The organism is Acidithiobacillus sp. (genome assembly GCF_027322205.1).
Lineage (GTDB): Bacteria > Pseudomonadota > Gammaproteobacteria > Acidithiobacillales > Acidithiobacillaceae > Acidithiobacillus.
This window is the reverse complement of record NZ_DAHVHY010000011.1, coordinates 19,927-44,202: the sequence shown is the minus strand read 5'-3', so window position 1 is coordinate 44,202 and position 24,276 is coordinate 19,927. Positions and strand designations below refer to the sequence as shown.

The 24,276-nt window shown below is 54.7% G+C and carries 25 protein-coding genes and 1 tRNA gene; 15 read left to right on the top strand and 11 right to left on the bottom strand.

Going from position 1 to position 24,276, the window contains the following annotated elements; genetic code table 11:
- Positions 1 to 49: 49 nt before the first annotated feature.
- From flhA to M7F93_RS03420, 6 genes are all read left to right on the top strand, one after another.
- Positions 50 to 2,107 carry a flagellar biosynthesis protein FlhA gene (gene flhA / locus M7F93_RS03445; protein ID WP_298169125.1) on the top strand — a complete coding sequence of 686 codons (2,058 nt, stop codon included), beginning with the start codon at positions 50 to 52 and terminating at the stop codon, positions 2,105 to 2,107.
- 3 nt (positions 2,108 to 2,110) lie between these two features.
- Entirely contained in the window at positions 2,111 to 3,304 is a 1,194-nt protein-coding gene (flhF, locus tag M7F93_RS03440) for a flagellar biosynthesis protein FlhF (protein ID WP_366144671.1), read from the top strand.
- A 1-nt stretch (position 3,305) separates the two neighbouring features.
- On the top strand, positions 3,306 to 4,196 hold the full coding sequence (locus M7F93_RS03435; protein ID WP_298169119.1) for a MinD/ParA family protein: 891 nt from the start codon (positions 3,306 to 3,308) through the stop codon (positions 4,194 to 4,196).
- Positions 4,193 to 4,921, top strand: coding sequence for an RNA polymerase sigma factor FliA (gene fliA, locus M7F93_RS03430; RefSeq protein WP_298169116.1), 729 nt, complete (start codon positions 4,193 to 4,195; stop codon positions 4,919 to 4,921). The genes M7F93_RS03435 and fliA overlap by 4 nt, the downstream gene beginning before the upstream one ends.
- A 39-nt stretch (positions 4,922 to 4,960) precedes the next feature.
- Positions 4,961 to 5,704 (top strand): flagellar motor protein, encoded by a 744-nt coding sequence (locus M7F93_RS03425; protein ID WP_298169113.1) that lies wholly within the window; start codon positions 4,961 to 4,963, stop codon positions 5,702 to 5,704.
- Between the two features lie 83 nt (positions 5,705 to 5,787).
- On the top strand, positions 5,788 to 5,955 hold the full coding sequence (locus M7F93_RS03420; protein ID WP_298169111.1) for a hypothetical protein: 168 nt from the start codon (positions 5,788 to 5,790) through the stop codon (positions 5,953 to 5,955).
- Here M7F93_RS03420 and M7F93_RS03415 read toward each other — a convergent pair.
- On the bottom strand, positions 5,934 to 7,538 hold the full coding sequence (locus tag M7F93_RS03415; protein WP_298169108.1) for a GGDEF domain-containing protein: 1,605 nt from the start codon (positions 7,536 to 7,538) through the stop codon (positions 5,934 to 5,936). The two genes, M7F93_RS03420 and M7F93_RS03415, sit on opposite strands and share 22 nt — an antisense overlap.
- 82 nt (positions 7,539 to 7,620) lie before the next feature.
- On the bottom strand, positions 7,621 to 8,637 hold the full coding sequence (locus tag M7F93_RS03410; protein ID WP_298169105.1) for a GGDEF domain-containing protein: 1,017 nt from the start codon (positions 8,635 to 8,637) through the stop codon (positions 7,621 to 7,623).
- Between the two features lie 59 nt (positions 8,638 to 8,696).
- Here M7F93_RS03410 and M7F93_RS03405 point away from each other — a divergent pair, with 59 nt between their 5' ends.
- The 4 genes from M7F93_RS03405 (at position 8,697) to motB (ending at position 11,549) form a co-directional block, all read left to right on the top strand.
- Positions 8,697 to 9,131, top strand: a complete 435-nt coding sequence (locus M7F93_RS03405) for a flagellar export chaperone FliS (RefSeq protein ID WP_298169101.1) — start codon at positions 8,697 to 8,699, stop codon at positions 9,129 to 9,131.
- Between the two features lie 72 nt (positions 9,132 to 9,203).
- The gene (locus M7F93_RS03400) at positions 9,204 to 9,704 is read left to right on the top strand and encodes a flagellar basal body-associated FliL family protein (protein ID WP_298169098.1); all 501 of its coding nucleotides are present in this window, start codon (positions 9,204 to 9,206) and stop codon (positions 9,702 to 9,704) included.
- A gap of 15 nt (positions 9,705 to 9,719) precedes the next feature.
- Complete coding sequence (gene motA, locus M7F93_RS03395) at positions 9,720 to 10,580, top strand: flagellar motor stator protein MotA (RefSeq protein WP_298169095.1); 861 nt, start codon at positions 9,720 to 9,722, stop codon at positions 10,578 to 10,580.
- A 6-nt stretch (positions 10,581 to 10,586) separates the two neighbouring features.
- Positions 10,587 to 11,549: a flagellar motor protein MotB gene (gene motB / locus M7F93_RS03390; protein ID WP_298169092.1), complete on the top strand. Its 963-nt coding sequence runs from the start codon at positions 10,587 to 10,589 to the stop codon at positions 11,547 to 11,549.
- Here motB and M7F93_RS03385 read toward each other — a convergent pair.
- Positions 11,541 to 12,797, bottom strand: coding sequence for an EAL and HDOD domain-containing protein (locus M7F93_RS03385; RefSeq protein WP_298169090.1), 1,257 nt, complete (start codon positions 12,795 to 12,797; stop codon positions 11,541 to 11,543). The genes motB and M7F93_RS03385 overlap by 9 nt on opposite strands.
- A gap of 1 nt (position 12,798) precedes the next feature.
- Positions 12,799 to 13,338: a protoglobin domain-containing protein gene (locus tag M7F93_RS03380; protein WP_298169087.1), complete on the bottom strand. Its 540-nt coding sequence runs from the start codon at positions 13,336 to 13,338 to the stop codon at positions 12,799 to 12,801.
- A gap of 191 nt (positions 13,339 to 13,529) precedes the next feature.
- Here M7F93_RS03380 and M7F93_RS03375 point away from each other — a divergent pair, with 191 nt between their 5' ends.
- From M7F93_RS03375 to M7F93_RS03360, 4 genes are read left to right on the top strand one after another with little or no spacing between them, the layout of a single operon-like run.
- The gene (locus tag M7F93_RS03375) at positions 13,530 to 14,321 is read left to right on the top strand and encodes a flagellar brake protein (protein WP_298169084.1); all 792 of its coding nucleotides are present in this window, start codon (positions 13,530 to 13,532) and stop codon (positions 14,319 to 14,321) included.
- Between the two features lie 19 nt (positions 14,322 to 14,340).
- The gene (locus tag M7F93_RS03370) at positions 14,341 to 14,715 is read left to right on the top strand and encodes a hypothetical protein (protein WP_298169081.1); all 375 of its coding nucleotides are present in this window, start codon (positions 14,341 to 14,343) and stop codon (positions 14,713 to 14,715) included.
- Positions 14,715 to 15,794: a flagellar hook-length control protein FliK gene (gene fliK / locus M7F93_RS03365; RefSeq protein ID WP_298169078.1), complete on the top strand. Its 1,080-nt coding sequence runs from the start codon at positions 14,715 to 14,717 to the stop codon at positions 15,792 to 15,794. The genes M7F93_RS03370 and fliK overlap by 1 nt, the downstream gene beginning before the upstream one ends.
- Entirely contained in the window at positions 15,784 to 16,080 is a 297-nt protein-coding gene (locus M7F93_RS03360; protein ID WP_298169075.1) for an EscU/YscU/HrcU family type III secretion system export apparatus switch protein, read from the top strand. Before fliK ends, M7F93_RS03360 begins: the two co-directional genes overlap by 11 nt.
- A 205-nt stretch (positions 16,081 to 16,285) precedes the next feature.
- Here M7F93_RS03360 and M7F93_RS03355 read toward each other — a convergent pair.
- Positions 16,286 to 16,372 (bottom strand) — tRNA-Leu (locus tag M7F93_RS03355).
- 37 nt (positions 16,373 to 16,409) lie between these two features.
- Between M7F93_RS03355 and rnr the strand changes: the two genes are divergently transcribed.
- Positions 16,410 to 18,650, top strand: a complete 2,241-nt coding sequence (gene rnr / locus M7F93_RS03350) for a ribonuclease R (protein ID WP_298169072.1) — start codon at positions 16,410 to 16,412, stop codon at positions 18,648 to 18,650.
- 49 nt (positions 18,651 to 18,699) lie between these two features.
- On the opposite strand, the gene ppk2 is transcribed toward rnr, so the two are convergent.
- The 6 genes from ppk2 to M7F93_RS03320 all read right to left on the bottom strand — a co-directional run bounded on the left by ppk2 (position 18,700) and on the right by M7F93_RS03320 (position 24,219).
- Positions 18,700 to 19,485: a polyphosphate kinase 2 gene (ppk2, locus tag M7F93_RS03345; protein WP_298169068.1), complete on the bottom strand. Its 786-nt coding sequence runs from the start codon at positions 19,483 to 19,485 to the stop codon at positions 18,700 to 18,702.
- 34 nt (positions 19,486 to 19,519) lie between these two features.
- The gene (locus tag M7F93_RS03340) at positions 19,520 to 20,908 is read right to left on the bottom strand and encodes a dihydrolipoyl dehydrogenase (RefSeq protein WP_298169063.1); all 1,389 of its coding nucleotides are present in this window, start codon (positions 20,906 to 20,908) and stop codon (positions 19,520 to 19,522) included.
- A gap of 103 nt (positions 20,909 to 21,011) precedes the next feature.
- A complete protein-coding gene (locus tag M7F93_RS03335) occupies positions 21,012 to 21,764 on the bottom strand; it encodes a competence/damage-inducible protein A (RefSeq protein WP_298169060.1) in 753 nt (250 codons plus the stop codon).
- Positions 21,761 to 22,426 carry a phosphoribosylglycinamide formyltransferase gene (gene purN / locus M7F93_RS03330; RefSeq protein WP_298169057.1) on the bottom strand — a complete coding sequence of 222 codons (666 nt, stop codon included), beginning with the start codon at positions 22,424 to 22,426 and terminating at the stop codon, positions 21,761 to 21,763. Before purN ends, M7F93_RS03335 begins: the two co-directional genes overlap by 4 nt.
- A complete protein-coding gene (gene purM / locus M7F93_RS03325; RefSeq protein WP_298169054.1) occupies positions 22,419 to 23,456 on the bottom strand; it encodes a phosphoribosylformylglycinamidine cyclo-ligase in 1,038 nt (345 codons plus the stop codon). The genes purN and purM overlap by 8 nt, the downstream gene beginning before the upstream one ends.
- A 145-nt stretch (positions 23,457 to 23,601) precedes the next feature.
- On the bottom strand, positions 23,602 to 24,219 hold the full coding sequence (locus M7F93_RS03320; protein WP_298169051.1) for a superoxide dismutase: 618 nt from the start codon (positions 24,217 to 24,219) through the stop codon (positions 23,602 to 23,604).
- Between the last annotated feature and the right edge of the window lie 57 nt (positions 24,220 to 24,276).

Sequence of the window (24,276 nt, the reverse complement as noted above, 5' to 3'; positions counted from 1 at the left end):
CGTGCCCGCAAGCTGGTCGGTGCCGCCGGAAATGGATGAACGGGGATAAATGGTGAATGTCCTGAACCGGATTTTTCAACGCCTGAACTGGCACACCCTGGCGGCGCCGATCCTGGTGGTCATGGTTCTCGCCATGCTGATTGTTCCGCTGCCGACTTTTCTCCTCGATATTTTCTTCACCTTCAATATCACCCTAGGCCTGATCATTCTTCTGGTGAGCCTCTACATGGTGCGCCCCTTGGAGTTTGCGGCATTTCCTACCGCCTTGCTGCTGACCACATTGTTGCGCCTCTCCCTGAACGTGGCGGCGTCGCGAATTATTTTACTCCATGGCCAGAATGGCCCTGGTGCTGCAGGTCAGGTAATTGAATCATTTGGTGAATTTGTAGTTGGCGGGGATTATGTCGTAGGCATTATTGTTTTTGCGATTTTGGTAATCATCAATTTCGTGGTTATCACCAAGGGCGCCGGGCGCATCGCCGAAGTCAGCGCCCGCTTCACCCTGGATGCCATGCCGGGCAAGCAGATGGCTATTGATGCCGATCTCAATGCTGGCATCATCAATCAGGAAGAGGCCCATAAGCGGCGTAGCGAAATTGCCCAAGAGGCAGACTTTTTCGGCTCCATGGATGGTGCCAGCAAGTTCGTGCGTGGCGACGCCATTGCCGCGATTATGATTTTGTTCATTAACTTGATTGGTGGCCTGATTATTGGCATTTGGCAGCATGGCCTCAGTCTGAGCACCGCAGCTCATGACTATACCCTGCTCAGCATCGGCGATGCGCTGGTAGCCCAGATTCCCGCATTGGTCATCTCCATTGCTGCGGGCATTGTGGTGACTTCAGTCAATATCGGTCAGGATTTGGGCAGGCAATTAATCAGTCAGATTTTTCAGAATCGGGATGTGCTGGTGATCGTCGCGGTGATTCTCGGCATTCTCGGCCTGATTCCGGGAATGCCGCATCTGCCCTTCCTGGGGGCGGCGGCGGTGCTGTGGGGCATTATCTGGTACCGCAAACGCCAGCAGCCCAAGGCTGAAGCCGCTGATGCGTCGTTGCCAGTGGCAGAGTCCGAGGAGGTGACCTGGGCCAGTGTCGAACCACTCGATCCCCTCGGCCTGGAGGTCGGCTATCGGTTGATTCCGCTGGTGGACAAAGGGCAGGGCGGTGAACTGCTGGCGCGAATTCGCGGGGTACGCAAAAAATTTGCCCAGGACTTCGGCTTTCTGGTGCCGGCAGTGCATGTTCGTGACAACCTCGAATTGCGCCCGACGGCGTACCGGATCACGGTCAAAGGCGTTGAAGTAGCCGGGGGGGATATTTTTCCCGATTTGCTGCTCGCTATCGACCCGGGCAACGTCCTCGGCAAGCTGGATGGCACTCCGACCACTGATCCGTCCTTCGGTTTGCCGGCACTGTGGATCAACAAAGAGCAGCGCGACAAGGCCGTTGCCCTTGGTTACACCGCTGTTGATCCGGCCACGGTGATCGCCACCCATCTGCATCAGGTGCTACAGTCTCACGGCGCGGAATTGCTCGGTCGCGAAGAGGTGGAGGGATTGCTGTCCCATCTTGCTAGCCGATCCCCCAAGCTGGTAGAAGATGTTATCCCGAAGATGCTCTCCCCCGACAAGCTCAAGAAGGTTCTGCAGAATCTGCTGAATGAGGGCGTGCCAATTCGCGACATGCGCACCATCGTCGAGATTTTGGCGGAGCATGCGCCACAGAGCCAGGATGTTGACGAGCTTACCGCTGCGGTGCGTACCGCGTTGGGACCTTACATTGTGCAGGGGCTCTTCCCTGGACTGGGCGAACTGCCGGTCGCGGTGCTGGATGGACAGTTGGAACACTTATTGCAAGAGAGCCTGCGCAACAGTAATGGCGAGGTTTTGGAGCCAGGGCTGGCGCAGCGGGTACTGGAGCGGGCAGGGGAGTTAATGCAGCAGATGGAGGCTGGCGGTATGCAGCCGGTGTTGTTGGCGATGGCCCCCATGCGCGCCTTTCTCGCGCGTTTCCTGGCGCGGACGGCACCGCGAATGCGGGTGCTCTCTTATGCGGAGATTCCCGAAAACAAACGAATCAGGGTGGTGGCAACACTTGGAGCTTAAAGGGTGGGACCGCAATCCGTAGGGAGAAACAAACCAGTGAAGATCAAGCGATTCAGCGGGTCGAGTACCCGAGATGTGTTACAGCAGATTCGTATGTCTTTGGGTCCTGACGCCGTTATTCTGTCTAATCGTGACGTGAATGGCGAGGTGGAAATTGTGGCGGCCATCGACTTTGATGAGCAGCAATGTACAGAGGCGCATGCAACTCCGACCTGGCCAGGGCCGCTACAGGTTGGAGACTTGTCACCCACCCCGGAGCCACAAGTCTCCAGCCTGCAGCGGACTGTGGCTATCCCCGAAACCAGCGTCCCGGTAGTCAGTTCGGTGGCGCCGACGTCGCCCCTGCGTAGTGAGCTCCAGGCATTACGGCAATTGGTAGAGAAGCGCTGGGGACATTCCCTGTCTGGCAAACCCGCCAAAGACAGCCTGACGGATATGGGGTTTTCTGTTGACTGGGCTGCCCATCTGGTTCAGCAGTGCCCGGAGGCAGACTGGGAAAAGACGTTAAAGTCGACCCTGGAAGATCAGATTGGCCTGAGCAGTGTTTCTCTGGAGAAAGGCGGGATTTTTGTTTTGCTGGGTCCGACGGGCTCGGGGAAAACCACAAGTATTGCCAAACTTGCCGCTGCCCAGGTTCTCCGCCATGGTCCCCATTCTGTTGCGCTGCTGACCACGGATACCTATCGTATTGCGGGAGTCGAACAACTGGAGATCTATGCGCGGATTTTGGGTGTGCCACTGGAAGTGATCAGGAGTCCTGAAGATCTTCTGCAGGCATTAAATAAGCACAATCAGCGCCCCTGGATTTTTATTGATACCATCGGCATGAGTCCGCGTGATCCCCGTCTCGGCGAGCAACTGCAGTGGCTGGCAGCTTTGGGGACGGGGGCACATCGTTTTTTGATGATTCCTGCCGGGTTAAGTGGCAAGAGTTTGCCTACCGTACTGGCCCCTTATGCAGGCATTCCTTTGGCCGGAGCCATTCTTTCTAAAGTGGATGAAACCCCTGCTTTTGGTGGCGTACTGGAGTGGTTGGCGCAACAACATTTACCCGTCGCATATTACAGTGACGGGCAGAAGGTTCCGGAGGATCTGCATGAGGCGCAGTGGGAGAGCTTGATGCGCTTGTTGCAAACGTCTTCGGAGAGCACCGCGCCGGGCAGCAAGGCCCAGAATCACTCCCATCATGGTGCATGAAATGCAAAAATCGGCAGGTGCAGATATCCTCTTGGATCAGGCGGAGGGGTTGCGCAGGATGCGAGTGCAAAAGGCGGTTAAGGTAATCGCTGTGGCCAGCGGTAAGGGGGGGGTAGGCAAGACCAACATTGCGGCTAATCTGGCGATAGCACTCGCACAAAAGGGTGCGAAGCCATTGTTGTTCGATGCGGATCTGGGGCTGGGGAATATAGACATTCTGCTCGGGTTGAGTCCCCGCTATAATCTTTCCCATGTCATTTCCGGTGAAAAGAGCATTCAGGATGTACTGGTGACTGGTCCGCGGGGAATTCGAATATTACCTGCCGCCAGCGGTATTGCGCGCATGGCCGTTCTTGACAATCAGGCTCAGGCGAGCCTGATTCATGCGGTCAGCCAACTTGATATAGAGGTGGATTATCTGCTCATTGATCTTGCCGCCGGTATCGCCGGGGATGTACTGACGTTTAGTCGTGCCGCGCAAGATGTGATTGTGATCGTTTCCAACGAGCCGGCTTCTATTACCGATGCCTACGCGCTGATCAAGGTGCTCAGCCGCGATCATGGCGTTAAGCGTTTCCGGGTATTACCCAACATGGTACGCGATCAGCACGAAGGCCAGTTGCTTTTTCAGCGGGTGGCGGCGGTGGCGGATCGTTATTTGGACGTTACGCTTGATCTGGTTGGCACGGTCCCCATGGATATGGCGCTGCGGAGCGCTGTGCGTTCACAACGGGCTATCGTGGATCTCTATCCGGATAGCCCAGCGGCGTGCGCGATACGAGAACTGGCGAGCACCGTGCGCAGTTGGCCACTGCCCAGTGGGTCGGCGGGACACATGACGTTTTTCATGGAACGTCTGCTCTCCGCCGAGAGGGCGCAGCAAAGTTTATGAGCGCGGGCATAGCGATGGACCGGATTGCCGAATTGAGTGCGCAGGTCGCACGCTACACGCCTCTGGTACAGCGTATCGCCCAGCGTATCTGTGCCCGGTTGCCGGCCAACATTGAGCTGGCAGATCTCCTGCAGACAGGGTTACTCGGCTTGATGGACGCCCTTGAAAGCCAGTCTGGAGATGATAGCGAGGCTTTCATCGCTTATGCCAGCACGCGGATTCGCGGCAGCATACTCGACGAATTACGCGCCCAGGACTGGTTGCCGCGCAGAGCGCGCGCCAAGGAGCAATCCATTCGTAAGGCCATGAGCCGACTGGAGCAGCGTCTTGGCCGGGCTCCCGAAGAAGAAGAAATAGCCGAGGAGCTCGGCTGGACCTTGGGGGCTTACCAGACAGCCGTCCGGGAGGGTGGCGGTCAGATGCTTTATCTCGAAGACCTGGCCACCGACAACGAGGCTTTCGTTGGTCGCTATTTGCGGGATGCGTCGGCGGATATTCAGAGCGTCCTTGCTTCGACGGAGTTCGCCCGAGATCTGCAGAGTGGAATCAGCACGTTGCCAGAGCGGGAGCAGTTGGTTCTCGCCTTGTATTATCAGGACGAACTGACGCTGAAAGAAATCGGCAGCGTGCTGGAAGTCAGTGAATCCCGTGTCAGCCAGATCATGCGCCAGGCGGTGTTGCGGTTGCGGTCGAGTCTGGGAGACTGGTGCGATGGCGATGATTAAGGGTTTTTGGCTGAGGCAACCGAAGAAGAGAGGCCCGTTGTGGATTTTTTGACCGTGATTGGTCTGGTGGTGGCCTTCGGGGGGATTTTTGTTGGTCAACTGCTGGAGGGAGGGAAGCTCAGCTCTATTCTTCAGTTGACCGCCTTTATCATCGTGATCGGTGGTACCACTGGCGCGGTGATGGTGCAGTATACCCTGCCTGTATTTATACGCTCGCTAAAAATGCTGCCCTGGATGGTACTGCCCCCTAAAACAGATCCGCAGCCGGTTATCGCGCAGCTTCTGGAATGGAGCAACACCGCACGGAAGAACGGCTTACTGGCATTGGAGAGTTTGATCGATGGTGTCAGCGACCCCTTTTTACAAAAGGGCTTGCAGATGCTGGTTGACGGCGCAGAGCCCGGTAAAATCCGTGCCACTCTGGAAGTCGACCTGGATTCCCGTTCCGAAATGGGGCGGCAGGCAGCTAAGGTGTTTGAATCGGCGGGTGGATACTCGCCCACTATTGGTATTCTTGGTGCAGTTCTGGGCTTGATTCATGTCATGGAAAATCTCGCCGACCCGGCAAAACTGGGGGCGGGTATTGCAACAGCATTCGTTGCTACTATTTATGGTGTCGGATCTGCCAATCTGCTCTTCCTCCCCATATCTAACAAGCTCAAAGGCGTCGTCCATCAGCAAAACTACTTGCGCGAGATGGTCATTGAGGGTTTGGTCGGTATTGCTGAGGGTGAAAATCCCAAGATTATTGAAGGACGGTTGCAGAGTTTTTACACACGCTGAGCTTCTCGGGTATAGAAATCAATCAGATGTTGCGATAGCCTAAAGGCGTACGTGTTCGGCACGATGTCTGGAGTATCGCATTCATGGTCGATTTTCCGCTCAAACCCACAGGTGATGGTATACAGCCGGTACAGCCGCCCCTGCGTCCGGTTTTCAATAAAGGACGTAAGGATAGCTCCCGCTCCAAACCTTCTCGTCAGCGTGAAGAAAAAGCACCGGATCCTGGACATCAGATTGATGAGTTTGCCTGAGCAGCCATATAAATTCGGCATCTGCCCTCATGCTTGGCGCGATAGAGGGCTTCATCGGCTATAGCAATGCTTTGTTCCTGACTGAGCCCCTGTTGCCATGCACTGATACCACCGCTAAAGCTCACCCGCAGAGGGTGATCCCGGGTTACGAAATGGTGGGTACGCAATCGCTCCTGTACTCGTTGTAAAATGCGGTAGGCCGCTGCGGATAAGGTGTCCGGCATGAGGATGACGAACTCCTCTCCACCAAAACGCGCTATGGTGTCGCTGCCGCGCAGGGTTTCGCGTAGAATTTGGGCGATTCCCCGGAGCACCTGATCCCCCAGATCGTGGCCATAGGTATCGTTGACACACTTGAAGTGATCCAGATCAATAATGGCCGTTGCCAGTGGCTGTCCCAGCCGTTGCGCCCGCGCCATTTCACGGGCAAATGCGGCCTCCAGGCCTCGCCGGTTGAGGCTCCCGGTGAGTGGATCAATATGCACGAGCTGGCTTACCGCGGTCATTTCTTCTTCCAGGTCGTGAATTCTGGTCTGGGCAGATCGCAGGCGATTTTTTGCCGCAAGGAGCGCCTCTCGCATCTCAGTCGACTGGGTTTTAATGGTTTTGCTGGTGTCAATGACCGCTGCCACGATTTGCTGAATATGTTTCCAGTCGTCGGCCTGATTCAGCTCATCGGCCAGGCGTTCCAATTGCTGGTGCGCATTTCCGCTCTGCCCGGCCAGACTATCAATAGTGATTAACACCAGATTGACGAGGTCACGAATCGCCTGTCTTGCCTCTTTTACGCCGGTTCTGAGCTTGCCTTGCTGATAAAGAACTTCTTTTACTCCCGCTATGGCCCGATTCATTGCGGACATGTCCTGAGGGTCGCGGGCAAGCTCCTGAATAACGTGAATTTGACCGGAAAGCCATTGATTTTCTTCGACGAGATCAGACACATTATCCAATAACAGGCGCAAAAGTTGTTGTAACCCTTCACGCAAGCTTCGTTCGTCAGTTTCCATCTGATCGGCGTAATCCCAGAGGCGTCGGGCATGGGGCAATAGCATTCCGGGATCAATATCCGGTTCCGCCAACAGGTCGTCAAGATGTTTTAATGTGTCGGTAATCCTGGGATCATTCAGCATACTGGGGGCTAAGGTCTGACGAACACTTTTTATCCAAAGTTGCCGCCAGGGCTGACAGTCGCCAGGTGCAGCGGAGCTGATCCCGGAGGGCGGCCCGGATTCTGCGCACTGTGTGGGCATACGCTCCCATTGGGTGAGTAATCCGGTCAGATTATGCGCCACAGTGTCGAGGCTTTGGCCTTCCAGGGCGCGGTCTCTCGCCATCAGCTTTTGCAGGTAAGAAAGGCCGGTTTGGGGGCGATCCCATTCACGGATCAGGCGGCGACAAAGTTCCGGCCAATCGGCAGGTACGGGTGCGCGAGGCGCGGCAGTGCAGGAGGCGCGCACGCCTATGGGCATTCCCTGAATCTCCCGATAAAAACGTTCGAAATGTTCTGGGGTAGGGGAGAGTTGGGCTTCGGCTATGCGCTGCAGGGCTTTTCGCGCGATTTCGGAAGATTTTTCGATGGTCACGCGCGATTGATCTCGGTCAGGGAGCTGCATGGGTAAGCCGATATAATAGCGGAACTTAAAAACAATGGAATAGCGCTCTGGGTTATGGTATCAGGCGTGCCTGATTCCTGCCCTCCTGCTTGGCCTGATACAGCGCCGCGTCGGCGATATGCACTATCCCTTCGGGAGACATATGGCTGGCGAGGGGGGCGATTCCTATGGAGATGGTGATAGAGATGGGATGGCCATCTGTCGCCTGAAAAGGATCCATCGCGATTTTCTGGCAGAGCCGCTGCACAGTGAGTAACGCACAATCTTTTCTAAGTCCTGGAAAAATAGCTAAAAACTCCTCGCCGCCATAGCGGTACAGGCCATCATAATGACGTAAAGCAAAGCGCAGGCGGCGTGCGATTTCGCGCAGCACGATATCGCCGACCGCATGGCCATAGGTGTCATTGAGCGATTTGAAGTGGTCTACATCTATCATGGCAATGAAGCCAGTAGCCCCGCGATCTATCAATGCCTGTTCTCGTGCCAGATCTTGCTCCATACGCCGACGGTTAGGTAAATTGGTGAGGAGGTCCATCTCTCCCAACTTTTTACTAAAGGTGACAATTTCCTCAAAGCACTGTTGTTCCAGAAGGTTGGCAGCATCCATGATGGGCACTAGCGCGGAACAAGGACAATTTTTTGACGTGTCTTCAGATGAACTCTGCAATCGATGCAAAATATCGTGATAGGAGGCTTCTAAGGCATGCCAATATACTTTTTGGGAGGATGGTATACGAGCCTCAGGACCATGTAATGCCTGTAAAACCGGCTGTTCTGTGTGGCGTGGCAACATTTTGCCCTGCAGGTATGCACGCAGCCAAGTCTGCCAAAACTCCTTCCAGACATTATAAAAGTGAATCAAGTCATCTAAATACATGCTTTCTTCAGCAAGAGAGGGGTTTGCTCTGCCAGAGAGAGAAGTATTCTGTAATTGGGCTGTCATGGGATCACCTCCTGTCGGTACCAAAAAGCAAAAATCATGCCATTGATTATGTGAGACTCCTTTCCATTCCATACAGACAATCACCGCTTCAGCGGCAATAGAGCGCCACTTTTCCTGCTTTGTCACCTTCAGTTTTTCCTGCGATGTGCCGTTACTTCTCATCAGGGGAGGAGGGAGAACGTGTTATGCAGCAGATACCCATTGCTACATCGGCGGCCTTGAATCCGGATGTGGTACGATTTAATACAGACGGACTCATTTTGCTGGGTCTGGACGGTGTTGAGAAATATATTCGCCAGATTCGGCGGGCCATAGAGCAGCAGGATTTCGCCGCAAAACAGCGTGCGATGGATCGTGTCCAGCAGGTCGTGCAGCATCTGCTGGTCATGCTGGATGAAAATCTCCCAGTGGCGCATTTACAGCGTCTGGATAGCCTCTATCGATACCTTCTGCTCAAACTGGCGCATGTGAATTTGTTCAGTGATCTGCAGGGGATTGCCGAATGTAAGCCCATCCTGAGTGATTTACGTTTAGAATGGGCGGCGATTCTCTATCCCTTTACCAATGACCAGCGAGACCGGCTGAAGCAGGTCGATTTTGCGCAGTTTCTGCTTGGCTGAATGGGAAAGATCGAGTATATAAGATCCGGGTAACGTATTCATACATTAGGAATGACAATAGGCAAGGAAGCCATGGCAGAAGAGAAAAAGTCCGGTAAAGGCAAACGGTTGATCTTCCTGATCATTGCGGTAGTGCTGCTCATCACCGGGGCGGGCTCTGTCTGGTGGTTTTTAATGCGTCCGGCGACTGCACCAACGCCTGCACAAATCGCCAAAGAAAAATTGCAAGACACGAAATTTATTAATCTGGGTTCTATGGTGACCAACCTGCAGAGCAGTGATGGGAGCACCCACTACATTCAGGTGCAGATCCAGTTGAAGACCTATGATCCCGCCGTCGAAAGCTCCGTAAAATCATTTATGCCGGAAATCCGCAACAGCATTCTGATGCTCCTCAGCGCCCAGAGTGCCAACAAGGTTAGTGAGCCAGCGGTACGTGATCAGTTGCTGCAGCAGATCAGGCAGCAGGTGAACAAAATCCTGGAGACGGATGGTGGCACCTTAAAAATGCCAGTGACGGAAGCGAACCCGCCCATCGCCGCGGTCTACTTTGCCAGTTTCGTTGTCCAGTAAGCGGATGGTGGCATTATGTTCTTGATCATTGGCTATGTAATCGCCCTCGGCGCCATTTTTGGTGGATTCGTATTGGAGGGTGGAAAAATCGGTGCGCTGATTCAACCCTATGAACTGTTGATGATTGGTGGTGGGGCTTTCGGTGCCTTTTTTGCAGCCACTTTCCCAAGAACCTTTAAATCCGTGCTCAAATCGCTACCCATGGCGTTCAAGGGCTCCAAGTATAGCAAGGCAGCTTATATGGAGCTCCTAAGCCTGCTCAATGAGTTGTTCGCAAAAATTCGTCAGGGTGGCCTGATGTCTATTGAGGGTGATGTGGATGATCCGCAGTCCAGTGAGCTGTTCAAAAAATATCCTCGCATCATCGCTGATCATCACGTGCTGGAGTTTCTGACGGATTATTTACGCCTTATGGTGGGCGGAAATCTGGGTGCATTTGAGATGGAGAATCTCATGGACGTCGATATCGATACCCATCACCGGGAACTGGAAATCCCCATTCATGCGCTGACACGTACCGCAGACGGTATGCCTGCATTTGGTATTGTGGCAGCGGTGATGGGCGTAGTGAACACTATGGGGTCCGTAGACAAACCACCCTCGGTATTGGGTGAATTGATTGCAGCCGCATTGGTGGGAACATTTTTGGGGATTCTTTTGGGTTATGCCGTGGTATCGCCGTTGGCTGCACGGCTGGAGGATCGCGCTGCTGAAGGGAGTAAAATGTTCGAGTGTATTAAGGTCGCCTTGCTGGCGACGATGAATGCCTATCCGCCCCAAGTCGCCGTCGAGTTTGGGCGCAAGGTGCTTTATTCGACAGAGCGCCCCAGCTTTCAGGAGTTGGATACCCATTTACGTGAGCTGAAAGGGAAGTAGTGTCTCATGGCGGGTAATGATAAAAACCGACCGATAATCATCAAGCGCATAAAGAAAGTGAATGGTGGTGGCCACGGTGGTGCCTGGAAAATCGCCTATGCGGATTTTATTACGGCCATGATGGCCTTTTTTTTGCTGATGTGGCTCTTGGGATCAACCACAAAAGCGCAGTTGCAAGGTATTGCACAATGGTTTAAAAATCCTGAACAGGTTTCTCTTATGGGTGGTCCGGGTAGCGGGTCTGCCAGTTCCATTTTATCAGGCGGCGGTAGCAATCTGAATAAAACTGCCGGTGAAGTGCAACGTGGTCAGAAACATCAGGTGATTGCGAGCAATGAGACACCAGCCAATGGCTCGGAACATGTCGATCAGCATAACCTCGAACATCTTAAAAAAGTACTGGATGCGCAAATTGCCAGCAATCCGGCGCTGGGGGCATTCCGTAAACATCTGCTTATCAATATCACCCCGGAAGGATTGCGTATTCAGGTTGTGGATAGCACGAAAAAATCCATGTTTCCCAGCGGGAGCACCATACTGGAACCGTATGCCCGCGCCATTTTTCAGGCTATAGCGCCGACCCTAAATGAATTACCTAACGCGATCAGTATAACGGGCCATACAGACGCATTGCGTTATCTCAATGGTGGGAAAGGCTACAGTAACTACAATTTATCCGCAGGTCGGGCAAACGCGGTGCGGCAGACCCTGGTACAAAGTGGACTGGATGAAAGCAAGATCCTGCGGGTTGTCGGTATGGGATCGGCGGTACTATACGTTCCCAATGAACCGGATTCCCCGTTGAATCGCCGGGTAAGTATTGTGGTGCTCAGTCAGGAGGCGGCCAGACGTATTGTTCATAATCAGCAGGCAGAAAGCAATGTGGCATCATCCGGCGCAGCAAAGCAGGTCTTACAAAAGGTTTCACTGAAGGCTGGTGTCGTTGCTCCAGCCATTAGCTTATTTTAAAGTCGCTGCCCAGGCCATGGACTCCAGCGACATGTTGGTGATGTCTGCTACCGATAAGCCCAGCGCTTGACCAACATTCCGCACGACCTCGATATTGCCACTTTCGGCCGCCTCGACGATAAGGAGCAGCATGCCATCTTCCCCCTCATGCCGCAGTATGGCGGCATGCATTTCCCGTGATAGTCGCAACTCATCCAGCAGTTCAGGCAGTGGTTGATTGAGGCAGACATCCAGCAGGGAGAGCATACCCGCTAAAAATGAGCGATGCAGTGCCAGTGGTTGCGCATCCAGTTTAGGAGAACGCTCACGTAGCAGCTCAGCAAGGCGTGCGCGAGTCGCGGCCATCGTCAGCAACGGCGTTTTACGCGCACCTTGGCTGGCAAAAAGCAACAGCGTTAACCAGCGTTGCAAGGGGTGTCTGCCCAGTAAAATGAGCGCCCGGCGAATACTGTCAATTTCCTGGCCACGGGTCAGTCCTGCAGAATTCAGATAGCGGAGTAACTGAAAAGATAAGCCAGGATCGCGGCGAAAAGTTTCTTCGATATCACCGACTGGATTTTCTTCGGCAAGCAGGTTTAACAGATTGAAGATGGTGCGCTGATTGGCAGCAAGACTTCTCCCAGTGATGATTTCCGGACGCATGAAATAGTAACCCTGGCTATAATCTACCCCCGCCTCAAAGCAGTGTCGCGCCATGTTTTGGGTCTCAACCCGAGTAGCGATAATGGCTGGAGTATTTGCAAGATCAGCTTTGCGAACTAGTTTTATCCACGCCTCCCATTCGCTGGGTTCATTGAGATAGGTATCTATTTTGACGAAATCCACGACCTTGAGTAAACCGACCTGCCATGGCGCCGCTTCAAAACGGTCCAAAGCGAGGCGAAAGCCGCATTTGCGTAAATTTATAATATTATCAATAAACTCACGTGTTGGCGCTTCGGTAATGGTAAATTCCGGAATCACTTGTGTGGCTGGAAAAAGTTCTAAGCTTTTTTCATCAAAATTGCTATTGGTAAAATTAATAAAAGCTGGTTTTCCACCGAGTAACTGTTCGATATTGAATACGCTGAATGTTTTTATCAGTACTCGGGCCGAGCAAAGGAACGGATCTTCCAGTGGTCCGCTGGCTTCTTCTCGCGCAAACAGTTCATAGCCTATCACCTCGCCATGGTGACCCAGAATGGCTTGGCGGGCAACGAGTTCTTGGGTAGCATCGAGCGTGGGCGTGTTCGCAAATTCCGAGTTCATTTCATACCGTCATGAGGCGATCTAACAAGGTTTTTGAGATGCCGGTTACTTCCAGCAGGCGTGCCGTATAAGCGCGGTCCGTGAGATACTGACAGAGATCCAGCATGCGCAGGATGGCCGCTGTTAAAGCGCCTTCGCTGTATTGTTGAGAAACGCCGTGGGTACCTAATAATTGCGGTAAAGCGGCTCGCAAAAAGCTCATGGCAAAAGCGGTATAGAGCGGTGGAATGCGTTTCTGCACATTGTTGCTGCCCTCCTGATGCTGGGCTTCCAGGAACTGCTGATCGTGGGGACCCGTGAACAGGTTGCCTAACCAATGCGTCAGATGTCGCGGAAAATCCTGATGTGCAGCAGCGAGCCTCTGCTCTACTTCGGGGACAGTCTTCAGGTGCTGCAGGAAGAGGGCAACGACTTCCGGCAGCAGCGCCAGTGCCTGGGGTGCAGCAGACTGAATGAGATGCACATCTGTCTCTTTCAGCCCTGCCATCTGCACAAAAATCGCCAGGTTCTGATCTTTGTTCACGATGTCTAAAAAATCCATACACTCTCCCCCCGTCTGTCTCACTGATGTTCTACCCCAGTCTGGTGGAGATTAGACGAGATCGGCAAGATTGCCAGACTGACGGGACAGGTCGACCGAGTGCTGCTAAGATGATAGAAAAGCAGGGGTCTGGTGTGACAGGCAGGGCCGGTTGGAATCCCGGCCGGGAGACAGAGAGGAAAACAATAACGATGACGGAACAGATTCATGAGGCCCGCCAGCACCTCTTTGCTGAACGCTATCGGGTCAGTTCTTGGTTGCATGCGACTAACATCCTGAGTAGCCTCATTCGGGATCATACTTTTTGTACCTTGTGGCTGGACGATCACACCGAGAGTTTCAATACGCTACTGCTCGATATGCAGGAGAAGTTTCTCTGGGTGGATGTCCCGCTCAATTTTCCGCAGAACATGCGCCCGGAATCGTTTGTTACGATTATTGCCCGTCTTGATGGTCTGCTTAGCGGATTCCGTAGCAGCATAGTTCGGATGGAAAAAGAGGTGGTCGTGATCCGCCACCCAGATGCCCTTTATCAACTGCAGCGTCGGCAGTTATACCGGGTCCCGCCGACCGTGCAGGATCCGGATCAGGTAGAGGTGTATCGGCAGGGCGCGCAGATGATTACAGGACGGATGCAGGACATCAGTGCAGGTGGCTTGCGCATTCTTAGCCGTCGTCCAAAAGATTTCCCTTTTTTGCCGGGGGAACAGATACCGCAAATCATTTTCGGTATTCGTGACAGTGCGCCACTGCATATGCCAGCCATCGTACGTTTTGTGGATACTTATGCGACGGATGTCTCTGGTGTTATTCTGGGAGTTGCGTTTCAGGATCCACCCGCTGCAGATCAGGGGAAAGTCGCGCAATATGTGCAGACCCGTGACCGGGAAATCTTACGTTTGTTGAACATTGGGTTACGCAGTTCTGCCAAGGCAGAACCCGCGTCCTGGAAAGGCAGGATCAAGCGCTGGTGGGAAACATGATCACAAAGGATGCAAGCTGATGTGGTTTATTTTGCTGGTTATCGCGTTGATTATCATTGCTGCTCAAGCGATGCTGTGGCGTTTGCAGCGTCACCTGTTGGCTGCTTTGCAAATTTCTCAAGAACGCACGCGCGCGTTGGAGGAGGCGGTGCAGCGTATCATTGGCGGTCAGTCGCAAAAAGAAGCTGAAGCACCCCAGCGCGCGCGCAACGCGCCTGACAGAGCAATTGATGCTTGGTCCTTGCCGGAGGAGGGTGACGAGGTAAACCGCTATCAGCGCGCCCATATGCTGGCCGATTCCGGGCGCAACGCGCACTACATTGCCAGCACCTGCCAGATCGGGGAGGAAGAGGCAGAGCTCCTGATCCGCCTTAAAAGTCGGCCATCACCCTGATGACACCCTCCGCTAATGCCTTGGTGCCCATGCGCATTGTTGATGCGGTACTTAATTCCCATGTGGCTACGGCACTGGCGAAAAGTATAACACCTGGCACCACCCTGGAGGGGCGGGTTTTGCGAAGCTCTCAGATGCAGACGCTCATAGAGGTCGCAGGTAAAACGCTGGCTTTTCACTTGCCCGGCCAGTGGGCAACGGGAGAGCGCTTGCAGTTGCTCTACTTGGGTGGTGGCGCCCGCCCCACCTTTCTGCTTGCGACTTCGGCAGCAGTGCGGTTACCAGACCGTGTAGGTTTGTCGAATACTGTGCAATCTCTTCTCGATTGGCCTCCAGCAGAGGGTGGCAGCGCGCTCCGCGGAATCCAGCCCCTGCTGCCCCAACCTCCCATAGAAAGTGCGTCGCTGGCGCAAATGCTGCAACAGTCCATAAATCAGAGCGGACTCTTTTATGAAAGTCACCTGGCAGCTTGGGTGCAGGGTCAACTGCCGCTGCAAAATCTGCGCGCAGAGCCACAAAATGGGCCGTTATCCCCGGTGCCGACACCCGTGAGTCAGGGCGCTCGGAGGGTAATCTCTGCTCTGTCGGTCAGTCAAGCCTCGGGGCCGGTCTTGCCAGGTCGTGTCGCAGGGGCGATGACATACGCGCAGATTGCAAACCTCGGAAGACCGCCGGTCAGTTTTACGTCTGCCGCGTTGCCCGGAGCTCTCACCGGCCTTGTGGGCCAGCAGATTCAGGTGCTGAACCAGCAGCAAATCAACTGGATCGGCCCAGTATGGCCGGGGCAGTTCGTGCAATGGATGATCAGTCGACGCGATGAGCATACGGGCGATCATGGACAGGCAGCGACTGCGGATCGGGAGGCCACCCAGCATTGGGACAGCACATTGACATTGCATCTGCCTCATTTGGGGAGTATTCAGGCGAAGCTGCGCTTGCATCGCAATACACTGAGTTTGGCTATCATGGCGGATCGGGCGGACGCCCTAAGAAGTCGCTGGGGGGATTTGGAGGCGGCTTTGCAGGCACTGGGTTTGCGCGTAACGCAGCACAAGATCCATACAGGCGATGGGGGATAAACCGGAAAACTCACGCAATGCCGTGGCCTTGCGCTATCCTGGCAAGGATTCGGCCCCTATGGTGGTCGCGAAGGGGCGGGGGCTGGTTGCTGAGCAAATCATTGCGAAAGCCCGTGAAGCAGGGGTTTTCGTGCATGAGTCAAAGGAGCTAGTCAGCCTGTTAATGCAGATTGATCTCGATCAGCAGATTCCGCCACAACTCTATCAGGCGGTTGCGGAGATTTTGGCATGGGTTTACCGCATAGAACAGGATGGGGCCGCGAATCTCCAGGATCATATCAAATAGGGCTGAGACCTGCCCTTGTTGGACAAGTAAAGGATCATCCCGCAAGATACGCCCAATATGCGGGTTGGTGCCCGGCGGCTGCTTTTGGAGGGTACTTTGGATTGCAACACATGATTAAACAATGCGGCAACAGCGTTGAGGGACGCTGCATGGGTATAAAAAAAGCAAGCAAGAAATCTGGTAGATTCCTTGCTTGCTCTGTTTGTGGTACCGGGGACTGGATTCGAACCAGCACAAGCTTTCGCTCACTAGGACCTGAACCTAGCGCGTCTACCAATTCCGCCACCTCGGCGTGGACGGAATAATCATTTATTGAGGAGCATTTGTCAATGCCGGAAACACAAGAACCTGCATCGCTTAGTGAGCGTGATCCTATGTTTGAGCGGGAAAAAGAAAAATATGAACGGCCGATCGTCAGCCGGGAGTATATTCTCAGCTTTCTAGAGGGTGCCGGTCAGCCACTCACCTTAGAAGACATGATCGCTGAACTGGAAGTCGCCGAAGATGATCAGGAAGCCTTAAGGCGTCGTCTGCGGGCTATGGAGCGGGATGGTCAACTGGTGCGCAACCGGCGTGGTGCCTATGGCATCGTAGAAGCCATGGAACTGGTGCGCGGCACGGTGAGCGCCCATCCCGATGGCTTTGGTTTCCTGATTCCCGAGGGAGGCGGAAAGGATCTCTTCCTCTCCCCGCGGGAAATGCGTAAGGTGTTCCACGGCGATACCATTCTGGGGCGGGCGGTAGGAGAGGATCGGCGCGGACGCATCGAAGGGGCAGTCGTGCGCATTCTGGAGCGAGCACTCAAGCACATTGTAGGCCGTTACTTCGCCGATGGCAGTGTGCATTATGTGGTGCCGGAGGACCGCCGTATTCCCCAAGAGTTCGCCGTGGTGGAGGGGGGTGAACTAGCACCGGTCCATGGTCAGATTGTGACCTTGGAGATTACCCAATACCCCGACGGTCGTAATATGCCCCAAGGACACGTCGTGGAGATTCTCGGTGAACACATGGCTCCGGGTATGGAAGTCGAAATTGCCGTTCGTAACTATGGTCTGCCCCATCAGTGGCCAGGAGAAGTGCTTGCCGAAATCATGCACTTCTCGGAGATGGTACCGGAGGCGATGAAGGAAGGTCGCCGCGATCTGAGAGACCTGCCGCTGGTCACCATTGATGGCGCCGACGCCAAGGACTTTGACGACGCGGTTTACGCCGAGGAAATCGAAAATGGTTTTCGCCTGATTGTCGCCATCGCTGACGTAGCCACTTATGTGCGCCCGGACTCTGCACTGGACAAGGAGGCGGTGACCCGCGGTAATTCTGTCTATTTCCCGCGGCGGGTGATTCCCATGCTGCCCGAGATACTGTCCAACGGACTCTGCTCCCTCAACCCTCACGTGGATCGTCTCTGCATGCTCTGTGAAATGGAGATGGATGCGACGGGCGAGGTGCGGCGCTTCCGCTTTGACCGGGGCGTCATGCGCTCTCAACGCCGTTTTACCTACGATGAGGTGGCGGCCATATTGGCGGGTGATGGGGACTTAAGGGCGCAGGACGCGGCCATGGTCCCGCACTTGGAGGCCCTGCACCGCCTCTACGAAAGCTTTGCCAAGGCCCGTGAGCGGCGGGGCACTATTGAGTTTGACTCACAGGAAAGCCGCATTGTTTACAATGATCAGTTGCGCATTGAAAAAATCGTGGCGGTTACCCGCAATGTCGCGCATCGGATCATCGAAGAATGCATGCTTGCGGCCAATGTTTGTGCAGCGCAATTCTTCAGAATTCACGAATTGCCCATGCTTTATCGGGTCCATCCAGAGCCCACGAGTGAAAAGCTCGAAGATTTGCGCCGTTTCCTGGGTGAACTCGGCGTGCCGGTGCGTTTGCCTGCCCATCCGCGCAGTGCTGATCTGGCGAAAATCATCGAAGATACCCGTGAGCGCAGTGATTCCAGTCTGGTTCAGACTGTTATTCTGCGCAGTCTTTCACAGGCGTACTATACCGTGGATACCGGCATGCATTTCGGTCTGGCCTTCCCGGCTTATACCCACTTTACCTCGCCCATCCGCCGCTATCCGGATCTCGTGGTGCACCGCGGTATTCAGGCCTTGCTGGACGCTGCTGGTGCGGAGCCCAAGTGGTTCCCCCCAAAGGCATTGCAGGAACTGGGCCAGCATTGTTCCATGACCGAGCGTCGCGCCGATGAAGCCAGTCGTGAAGCGGTAAATTGGCTCAAGTGTGAATTTATGATGGATAAAGTCGGGGAGACCTATATGGGCATCATTACCGGCGTCACCGGATTTGGTCTCTTTGTGGCGTTGCGGGAAATTTATGTGGAGGGTCTTATCCATATCAGCACCCTCGGTGAAGACTATTTTCATTTTGATGCACAGCACTACCGGATTATCGGTGATCGCAGCAAGGAGACCTTTCAGCTCGGTGATGAAATCGAAATCAGGGTGATGAACGTCAATTTGGACGAGCGGAAGATGGATTTCGAGCGGGTAATGCCAGAGGGGCAGGGTGGTGGCGCCGCGAAAACTCGCAGGAGTCGGCGGAGCAGGAAAGACTAGAGAAGAGCTACCGGCACCGCTCCGCGGAGGGGCGTCGCCGGTTCTGTACTCATGCCTTGATCATACCATTTTCCAGATAAAGCGGATCATAGTCGAAGATAATGGTCTGATCGGATAATATCAGGCTGGTATCTTTGTTGGCATAATCCAAACGACTCAATAGCCCCTTGATGAGTTGGATGCGGGCGATTTTTTTGTCGTCTGCATCGACAATGGTCCAGGGTGTAAAACTGGTGTGGGTACGCGCAAACATGACGTTGCGCGCGCTACTGTAGTCCTTCCAATATTTGACTGCCTGGTCATCAATGGGGCTGGTTTTCCATTGTTTGAGTGGGTCTTCTTTGCGTGCTTCCAGTCGGTTTTTTTGCTCACTTTTGGAAATATCCAGATACACCTTAATGAAATGGATACCCGAACGGACCAGCATGCCTTCAAAATCTGTGACCTCGGCAAAAAATTCTTCATATTGCGCATCAGTGCAAAAACCCATGACTTTTTCCACGCCAGCACGGTTATACCAGCTCCGGTTAAAAAAGACGATTTCTGCGGCGGCGGGCAAATAAGGAGTATAGCGCTGGAAATACCACTGACTTTCTTCGCGATCTGAGGGCTTACCTAAAGCCACGACCCGTGTTTCGCGGGGACTGAGGTGCTGGATGATGCGTTTGATGCTGCCGTCCTTACCAGCGGCATCACGTCCTTCCAGAATGACCAGAATTTTGTCATTCTTGCGGATAATGTGGCGTTGCAGTTTGACCAGCTCAATCTGGAGCTGATGTAACTCTTCTTTATAATGCTGTTTTCCCGTAATTTTGTCTTCTTCATGCTTGGTCATGATGCATCCTTTTTAATGACGGATAAGGTGGTGCTTAAAACAGGCTGCGTGCCGCCTTACCGATGCCCTCGGCGCTCATGGGGTGCTGATCCGCAAAACGGGCCAGATCATAGGCGGTAAGGCCATGGGCGGCAGCGGTGCCGATCTGGCCGATAAGTTGGCCAGCATCAATCCCTACCACCCAGCCACCTAATAAACGCAGGCTGTTTGCGGCGAAGAACAGTTGAATTCCACCTTCCATGCGTTCCAGGATCTGCGCCCGGGAGTCTTCGGTGAAGTCGTAGCGACCAGTCAGAAGCTTTATACCCTGTGCTTCTGCCAGGGTCGGGGTAAGACCTACGTAGGCGGCGGCAGGCAGGCTAAAGATGGTGGTAGGGACGTGACTGAAATCCGCATAATCCAGGGGAATATTGCCGCCGAGAATATTGTGTGCCGCCACCATCGACTGACGCACGGCGGCGTGGAACAACGGCACGCGGCCATTCACATCACCACAGGCATAAATATGCGGATGGACCGTTTGTAAACTCGGCCCCACGTCTATGCCTTTTCTCGTCACTGCAATGCCAATCTCTGTGGTACCTGCGGGAATAATGGGGCGTCTGCCCACGGCCATCAGAACAACGTCGCCCTCCAGAGTATCGGACAGTTCCGCGCGGGTATAATGTACCCGCCGTCCTCCCTCATGGGTTGCTGTCACTGCCGTCACGTCTACACTCGTGAGAATGCGAATGCTTGGATCCAGCAACGGCGTTAGCAGTTCCACCATACCTGGATCCATGCCGTTGAGGGGTTGCTCACCTTTCTGGAGTAGGGTGACCCTGGTACCAAAGGCAGCGAAGAAGGTGGCGGTTTCCAGACCGATATAACCGCCACCGATGACAATCATCCGCTCCGGGAGGGTTTTGAGGGTGGGGTCTGGTTTATACAGATCATGGCTGGTAAGGCAGAGTTCGGCCCCGGGAATCGGGGGAATGAATACATCAGAGCCGCTGGCAATAATAATCTGTGCACAATGGAACCGTTGCTCGCCGCCAGGCGTGCTGACAGCCACTTCGTGGGGACTGAGCAGTCGCGCCGTTCCCTGAATAAGTTTAATATTTCGTGCGGCGGCCAGTTCGGCGGCGTGTTGTTCATAGCGGCGTGCCTGGATGGCATCTTTGTGTACCGTGATTTTCGTGAAATCGATATTGATGGTGCCTGGCAGACCATGCCCGGCAAAGCGCTGTTGGGACTGGTAGATTTCGGCAGTTTCCCGAATGGCTTTAGAGGGTACGCAACCCTCATAAAGGCAGTTTCCGCTCATCACCCCTTTAGGGTCCACCATGACTACAGAACGTCCCGCTTTAGCCAGTCGAAAAGCGGCGGGATAAGCGCCCCCTCCAGCGCCGATGGTTAACGAGTCAACGTGTTGGATGGCCATTGCACACCTCCGTGTGGGAAAGTCTGGTTCATTGTGGCAGCAAATGTTCCCGGCTTGCGGTTACTTGCCGGGCAAACTCGCCTGAAGGTCGTCGCTGGCCTGATTACGATTCGGGGAGGCTCAGATCCTGAACTTCGAGCCCCATCAGGTTCAGGCGGGCCTTCAGGTCGCGGATGGCGACCTGAACGGGCGCCTCTTGCCCCGCCACACCCAACTCGATTTGCGGACCAGTCGCCGTGAAGCTGGGCAGGCTGGAAAAGCGTATGTCTGGATGGGCAGCACAAAAGCTTTCCATGAGAGGGACCAGGTTGCCTTCCCGCGCACTGGGTAAAAGAACCCGTGCCTCTATGTCAGCCACCAAGGGAGGAAAATGCTGCTCCAGCACCCAGTCACTCATGGGCTCCGCCATTTGCGGAAATCCTGGGAAGAAGTATCCATTACCTATGGAAAATCCCGGCACATTATTGACCGGGTTAGGGATCAGTCTTGCCCCGGCGGGCAGATTGGCCATCCGTACCCGCACCGGTTCCGCCTCGTCACCGAACTGTTGGCGAATCAATGCCTCTGCCTCAGTGTGTCGGGACAAGGTAACGCCGGCAGCCGCTGCGGCGCAATCGCGGGTCAAGTCGTCGGGGGTTGCGCCTAAACCGCCAAAGGAGAAAAACGGCACAGATTGCGCCATGGCCCAGCGCAACTGGGTCAGCAGAATATCCCGGGTATCGGGCACGATCAGGCACCAGGCGACGCTATAACCGCGTCGCGCCAGTTGCTGGCGGCCGCGGAGAAAATGGCGGTCTTCCCGTTTGCCGGAGAGTATCTCGGTGCCGATGATCACCAGGCCAACATCTTTGCTCATGGGGAACTCTCCAGAGAAGGGGCAATGGCCTCGCGCGTGGCCATCTGTGGTGGCTCTCGCCACTGGGCGCGTCCGGCGGCGAGAGCCACCCGGCCACCCAGCAGCCATGCCAGCGCCTGCGGATAAATACGATGTTCTGCGTCGAGCACGCGCGCGGCAAGAGACTGTTCATCATCTGCTGGCAGGACTGCCACGGCCGCCTGGATGATAATGGGGCCGGCATCCAACTCCGCCGTAACAAAATGGACGCTGGCACCATGCCAGCACACACCCTGCTCCAGCGCCTGGGCATGGGTATGCAAGCCGGGAAAGGCGGGAAGCAGGGAAGGGTGGACGTTCAGCATTCTGCCCTCATAGTGCTGGACGAAAGCGGGAGTGAGTTGACGCATGAACCCTGCCAGCACCACGACATCCGGGGCGTAGTCATCAATCTGCTTCTGCAGGGCGGCATCGAAGTCTGTCCTGGTCCTGTAGTCCCGATGATCGACAGCAAGGGCAGGAATGCCTGCCGTCATCGCCAGTTCCAGCGCTCTGGCGGCGGGGCGGTTACTGATGACTGCAACGACTTGCGTGTCCGGTATCTGCCCGCTACGGCAAGCGGCAAGGATGCTTTGCAGGTTGCTTCCCCGGCCGGAAACCAGAATCACCAGCCTTTTAGTCAAGAAAACGTACTCCCTCACCGTCTTGACGTGGCACCAACTGCCCGACAACGAAGGCCTGCTCACCGTGCTCTGTTATAGATTGCACGGCGGCCTTCCTGGATTCCCAGGGAACCACGGCGACCATACCGATACCCATGTTGAAAACCCGCCGCATTTCCTCCACGGAGACCTCTCCCTGCTCCTGTAACCATTGGAAAATGGCCGGCATTTGCCAGCTTTGGGGATCAATGCGAGCGGCAAGCGCTGCGGGCAGTGAACGGGGCAAGTTTTCTACCAATCCACCGCCGGTAATGTGAGAGAGCGCGTGTACCATAACCGCCTTGCGCAGGGCCTGAATGGCATTCACATAAATCCGGGTCGGTTGCAGCAGCAGATCCACCAGCGGCTCACCGTTGATCTGGACATGGGCGTGGGCACCGCTGCGTACGAGAATTTCCCGAATCAGAGAGTAGCCGTTACTGTGCGGCCCGGACGAGGCAATGCCAATCACCGCATCTCCTTCCCGGCAGGCCGCCCCCGTCAGGATATCGGACTTCTCGACGATACCCACCGCAAAGCCCGCAAGATCATAATGCCCAGCCGCGTACATACCAGGCATTTCTGCAGTTTCCCCTCCCAGCAAAGCACAGCCAGCCTGCCGACAACCCTCGGCCACCCCGGTGATAACCACTTCGGCTACGGCATTATCCAACTGCCCGCAGGCATAGTAGTCGAGGAACCAGAGGGGCTCTGCGCCAGAAACGAGAATATCGTTGACACACATAGCGACCAGATCAATGCCGATGCTGTCATGTTGATTGGCTTCCAGGGCGAGCAACAGCTTGGTGCCTACCCCATCGGTGCCTGACACCAGTACCGGTTCGCGATACCCGCCGGGTAGGGCGAACAGTCCGCCGAAACCGCCAATACCGCCGAGCACGCCTGGGCGGTGGGTACTTTGGGCAAGGGGTTTGATACGGTCCACCAGCGCATTGCCAGCGTCAATGTTCACCCCGGCGTTGCGATAGGTCAAAGGTTTTGGGGTATCCACGGTGATTTCCTCAATGGAGTTTTGGTCATGGTATGGAGGCGTATGGCGCCTGTCAAAGGGGGTAACCAGCGGGGTCGTGGGGTGAACCGCGTCCAATAAAAAAGAGCGGCGAACCGCTCTGTTATACATTAGTCCCTACAACGGATCAGAACCGCTTGAAAATCTGGCCACTTTTGGCCGCCTGGAAGCGTGCTTCTACCACACCCCAGTTCATGTTCTTGTGAATGGCAGCCAGGTAATCGGCGCGACCGAGGGCCTTCCAGTCCACCATGTAGGCATGCTCGAAGACATCAACGATAACCAGCGGCACAAAACCGCCCACATTACCGTCTTCATGAAGCTGGACAAAGTGGTTGTTAATCTGACCGGTGGTGCCGTCGTAGTAGGCGATAGCCCAACCTACGCTCCGGCTTTTAGCGGCAGACATAAGATCTTCATGCCATGCCTCAGTACTGCCAAACTGCTCAGTGACCGCTGTTTTGAAGCCGGGTGCCTGATCGATGCTGCTGCCGGGCTTCAACTGGGCAAAGTAGTACTCATGCAAAACCATGCCGTTATATTCGAAGCCAAAGCGCCGGCGACGATCTGCATAGGTGAGTGACCCGGTTTTGCCAGCGGCACGCATTTCCGCAAGCTCTTTGTGCAACGCATTGCTTTGATTGATATAACCAACATAAAGTCCCCAGTGATCATTGATTTGGGCATCCGAGATGCCATCCAGGCCGCTGGGCTTTAATTCTTCGCGCACGCTATATTCGGACATTCGCTATTCTCCTGATTTCAAGTTTGGAACTGAACCAACGCTCTTCGGATTGTAGTC

Excerpts from the sequence above, each read along its gene's own strand:
- fliK (WP_298169078.1), top strand. The coding sequence starts at position 14,715 with ATGACACCCTCCGCTAATGCCTTGGTGCCCATGCGCATTGTTGATGCG.
- M7F93_RS03320 (WP_298169051.1), bottom strand. The coding sequence starts at position 24,219 with ATGTCCGAATATAGCGTGCGCGAAGAATTAAAGCCCAGCGGCCTGGAT.
- M7F93_RS03420 (WP_298169111.1), top strand. The coding sequence starts at position 5,788 with ATGGTCGATTTTCCGCTCAAACCCACAGGTGATGGTATACAGCCGGTA.
- rnr (WP_298169072.1), top strand. The coding sequence starts at position 16,410 with ATGCCGGAAACACAAGAACCTGCATCGCTTAGTGAGCGTGATCCTATG.
- M7F93_RS03370 (WP_298169081.1), top strand. The coding sequence starts at position 14,341 with ATGTGGTTTATTTTGCTGGTTATCGCGTTGATTATCATTGCTGCTCAA.
- fliA (WP_298169116.1), top strand. The coding sequence starts at position 4,193 with ATGAGCGCGGGCATAGCGATGGACCGGATTGCCGAATTGAGTGCGCAG.
- M7F93_RS03385 (WP_298169090.1), bottom strand. The coding sequence starts at position 12,797 with ATGAACTCGGAATTTGCGAACACGCCCACGCTCGATGCTACCCAAGAA.
- flhA (WP_298169125.1), top strand. The coding sequence starts at position 50 with ATGGTGAATGTCCTGAACCGGATTTTTCAACGCCTGAACTGGCACACC.
- motA (WP_298169095.1), top strand. The coding sequence starts at position 9,720 with ATGTTCTTGATCATTGGCTATGTAATCGCCCTCGGCGCCATTTTTGGT.
- M7F93_RS03400 (WP_298169098.1), top strand. The coding sequence starts at position 9,204 with ATGGCAGAAGAGAAAAAGTCCGGTAAAGGCAAACGGTTGATCTTCCTG.
- M7F93_RS03405 (WP_298169101.1), top strand. The coding sequence starts at position 8,697 with ATGCAGCAGATACCCATTGCTACATCGGCGGCCTTGAATCCGGATGTG.
- M7F93_RS03435 (WP_298169119.1), top strand. The coding sequence starts at position 3,306 with ATGCAAAAATCGGCAGGTGCAGATATCCTCTTGGATCAGGCGGAGGGG.
- ppk2 (WP_298169068.1), bottom strand. The coding sequence starts at position 19,485 with ATGACCAAGCATGAAGAAGACAAAATTACGGGAAAACAGCATTATAAA.
- motB (WP_298169092.1), top strand. The coding sequence starts at position 10,587 with ATGGCGGGTAATGATAAAAACCGACCGATAATCATCAAGCGCATAAAG.
- M7F93_RS03335 (WP_298169060.1), bottom strand. The coding sequence starts at position 21,764 with ATGAGCAAAGATGTTGGCCTGGTGATCATCGGCACCGAGATACTCTCC.
- M7F93_RS03360 (WP_298169075.1), top strand. The coding sequence starts at position 15,784 with ATGGGGGATAAACCGGAAAACTCACGCAATGCCGTGGCCTTGCGCTAT.
- M7F93_RS03340 (WP_298169063.1), bottom strand. The coding sequence starts at position 20,908 with ATGGCCATCCAACACGTTGACTCGTTAACCATCGGCGCTGGAGGGGGC.
- M7F93_RS03375 (WP_298169084.1), top strand. The coding sequence starts at position 13,530 with ATGACGGAACAGATTCATGAGGCCCGCCAGCACCTCTTTGCTGAACGC.
- M7F93_RS03380 (WP_298169087.1), bottom strand. The coding sequence starts at position 13,338 with ATGGATTTTTTAGACATCGTGAACAAAGATCAGAACCTGGCGATTTTT.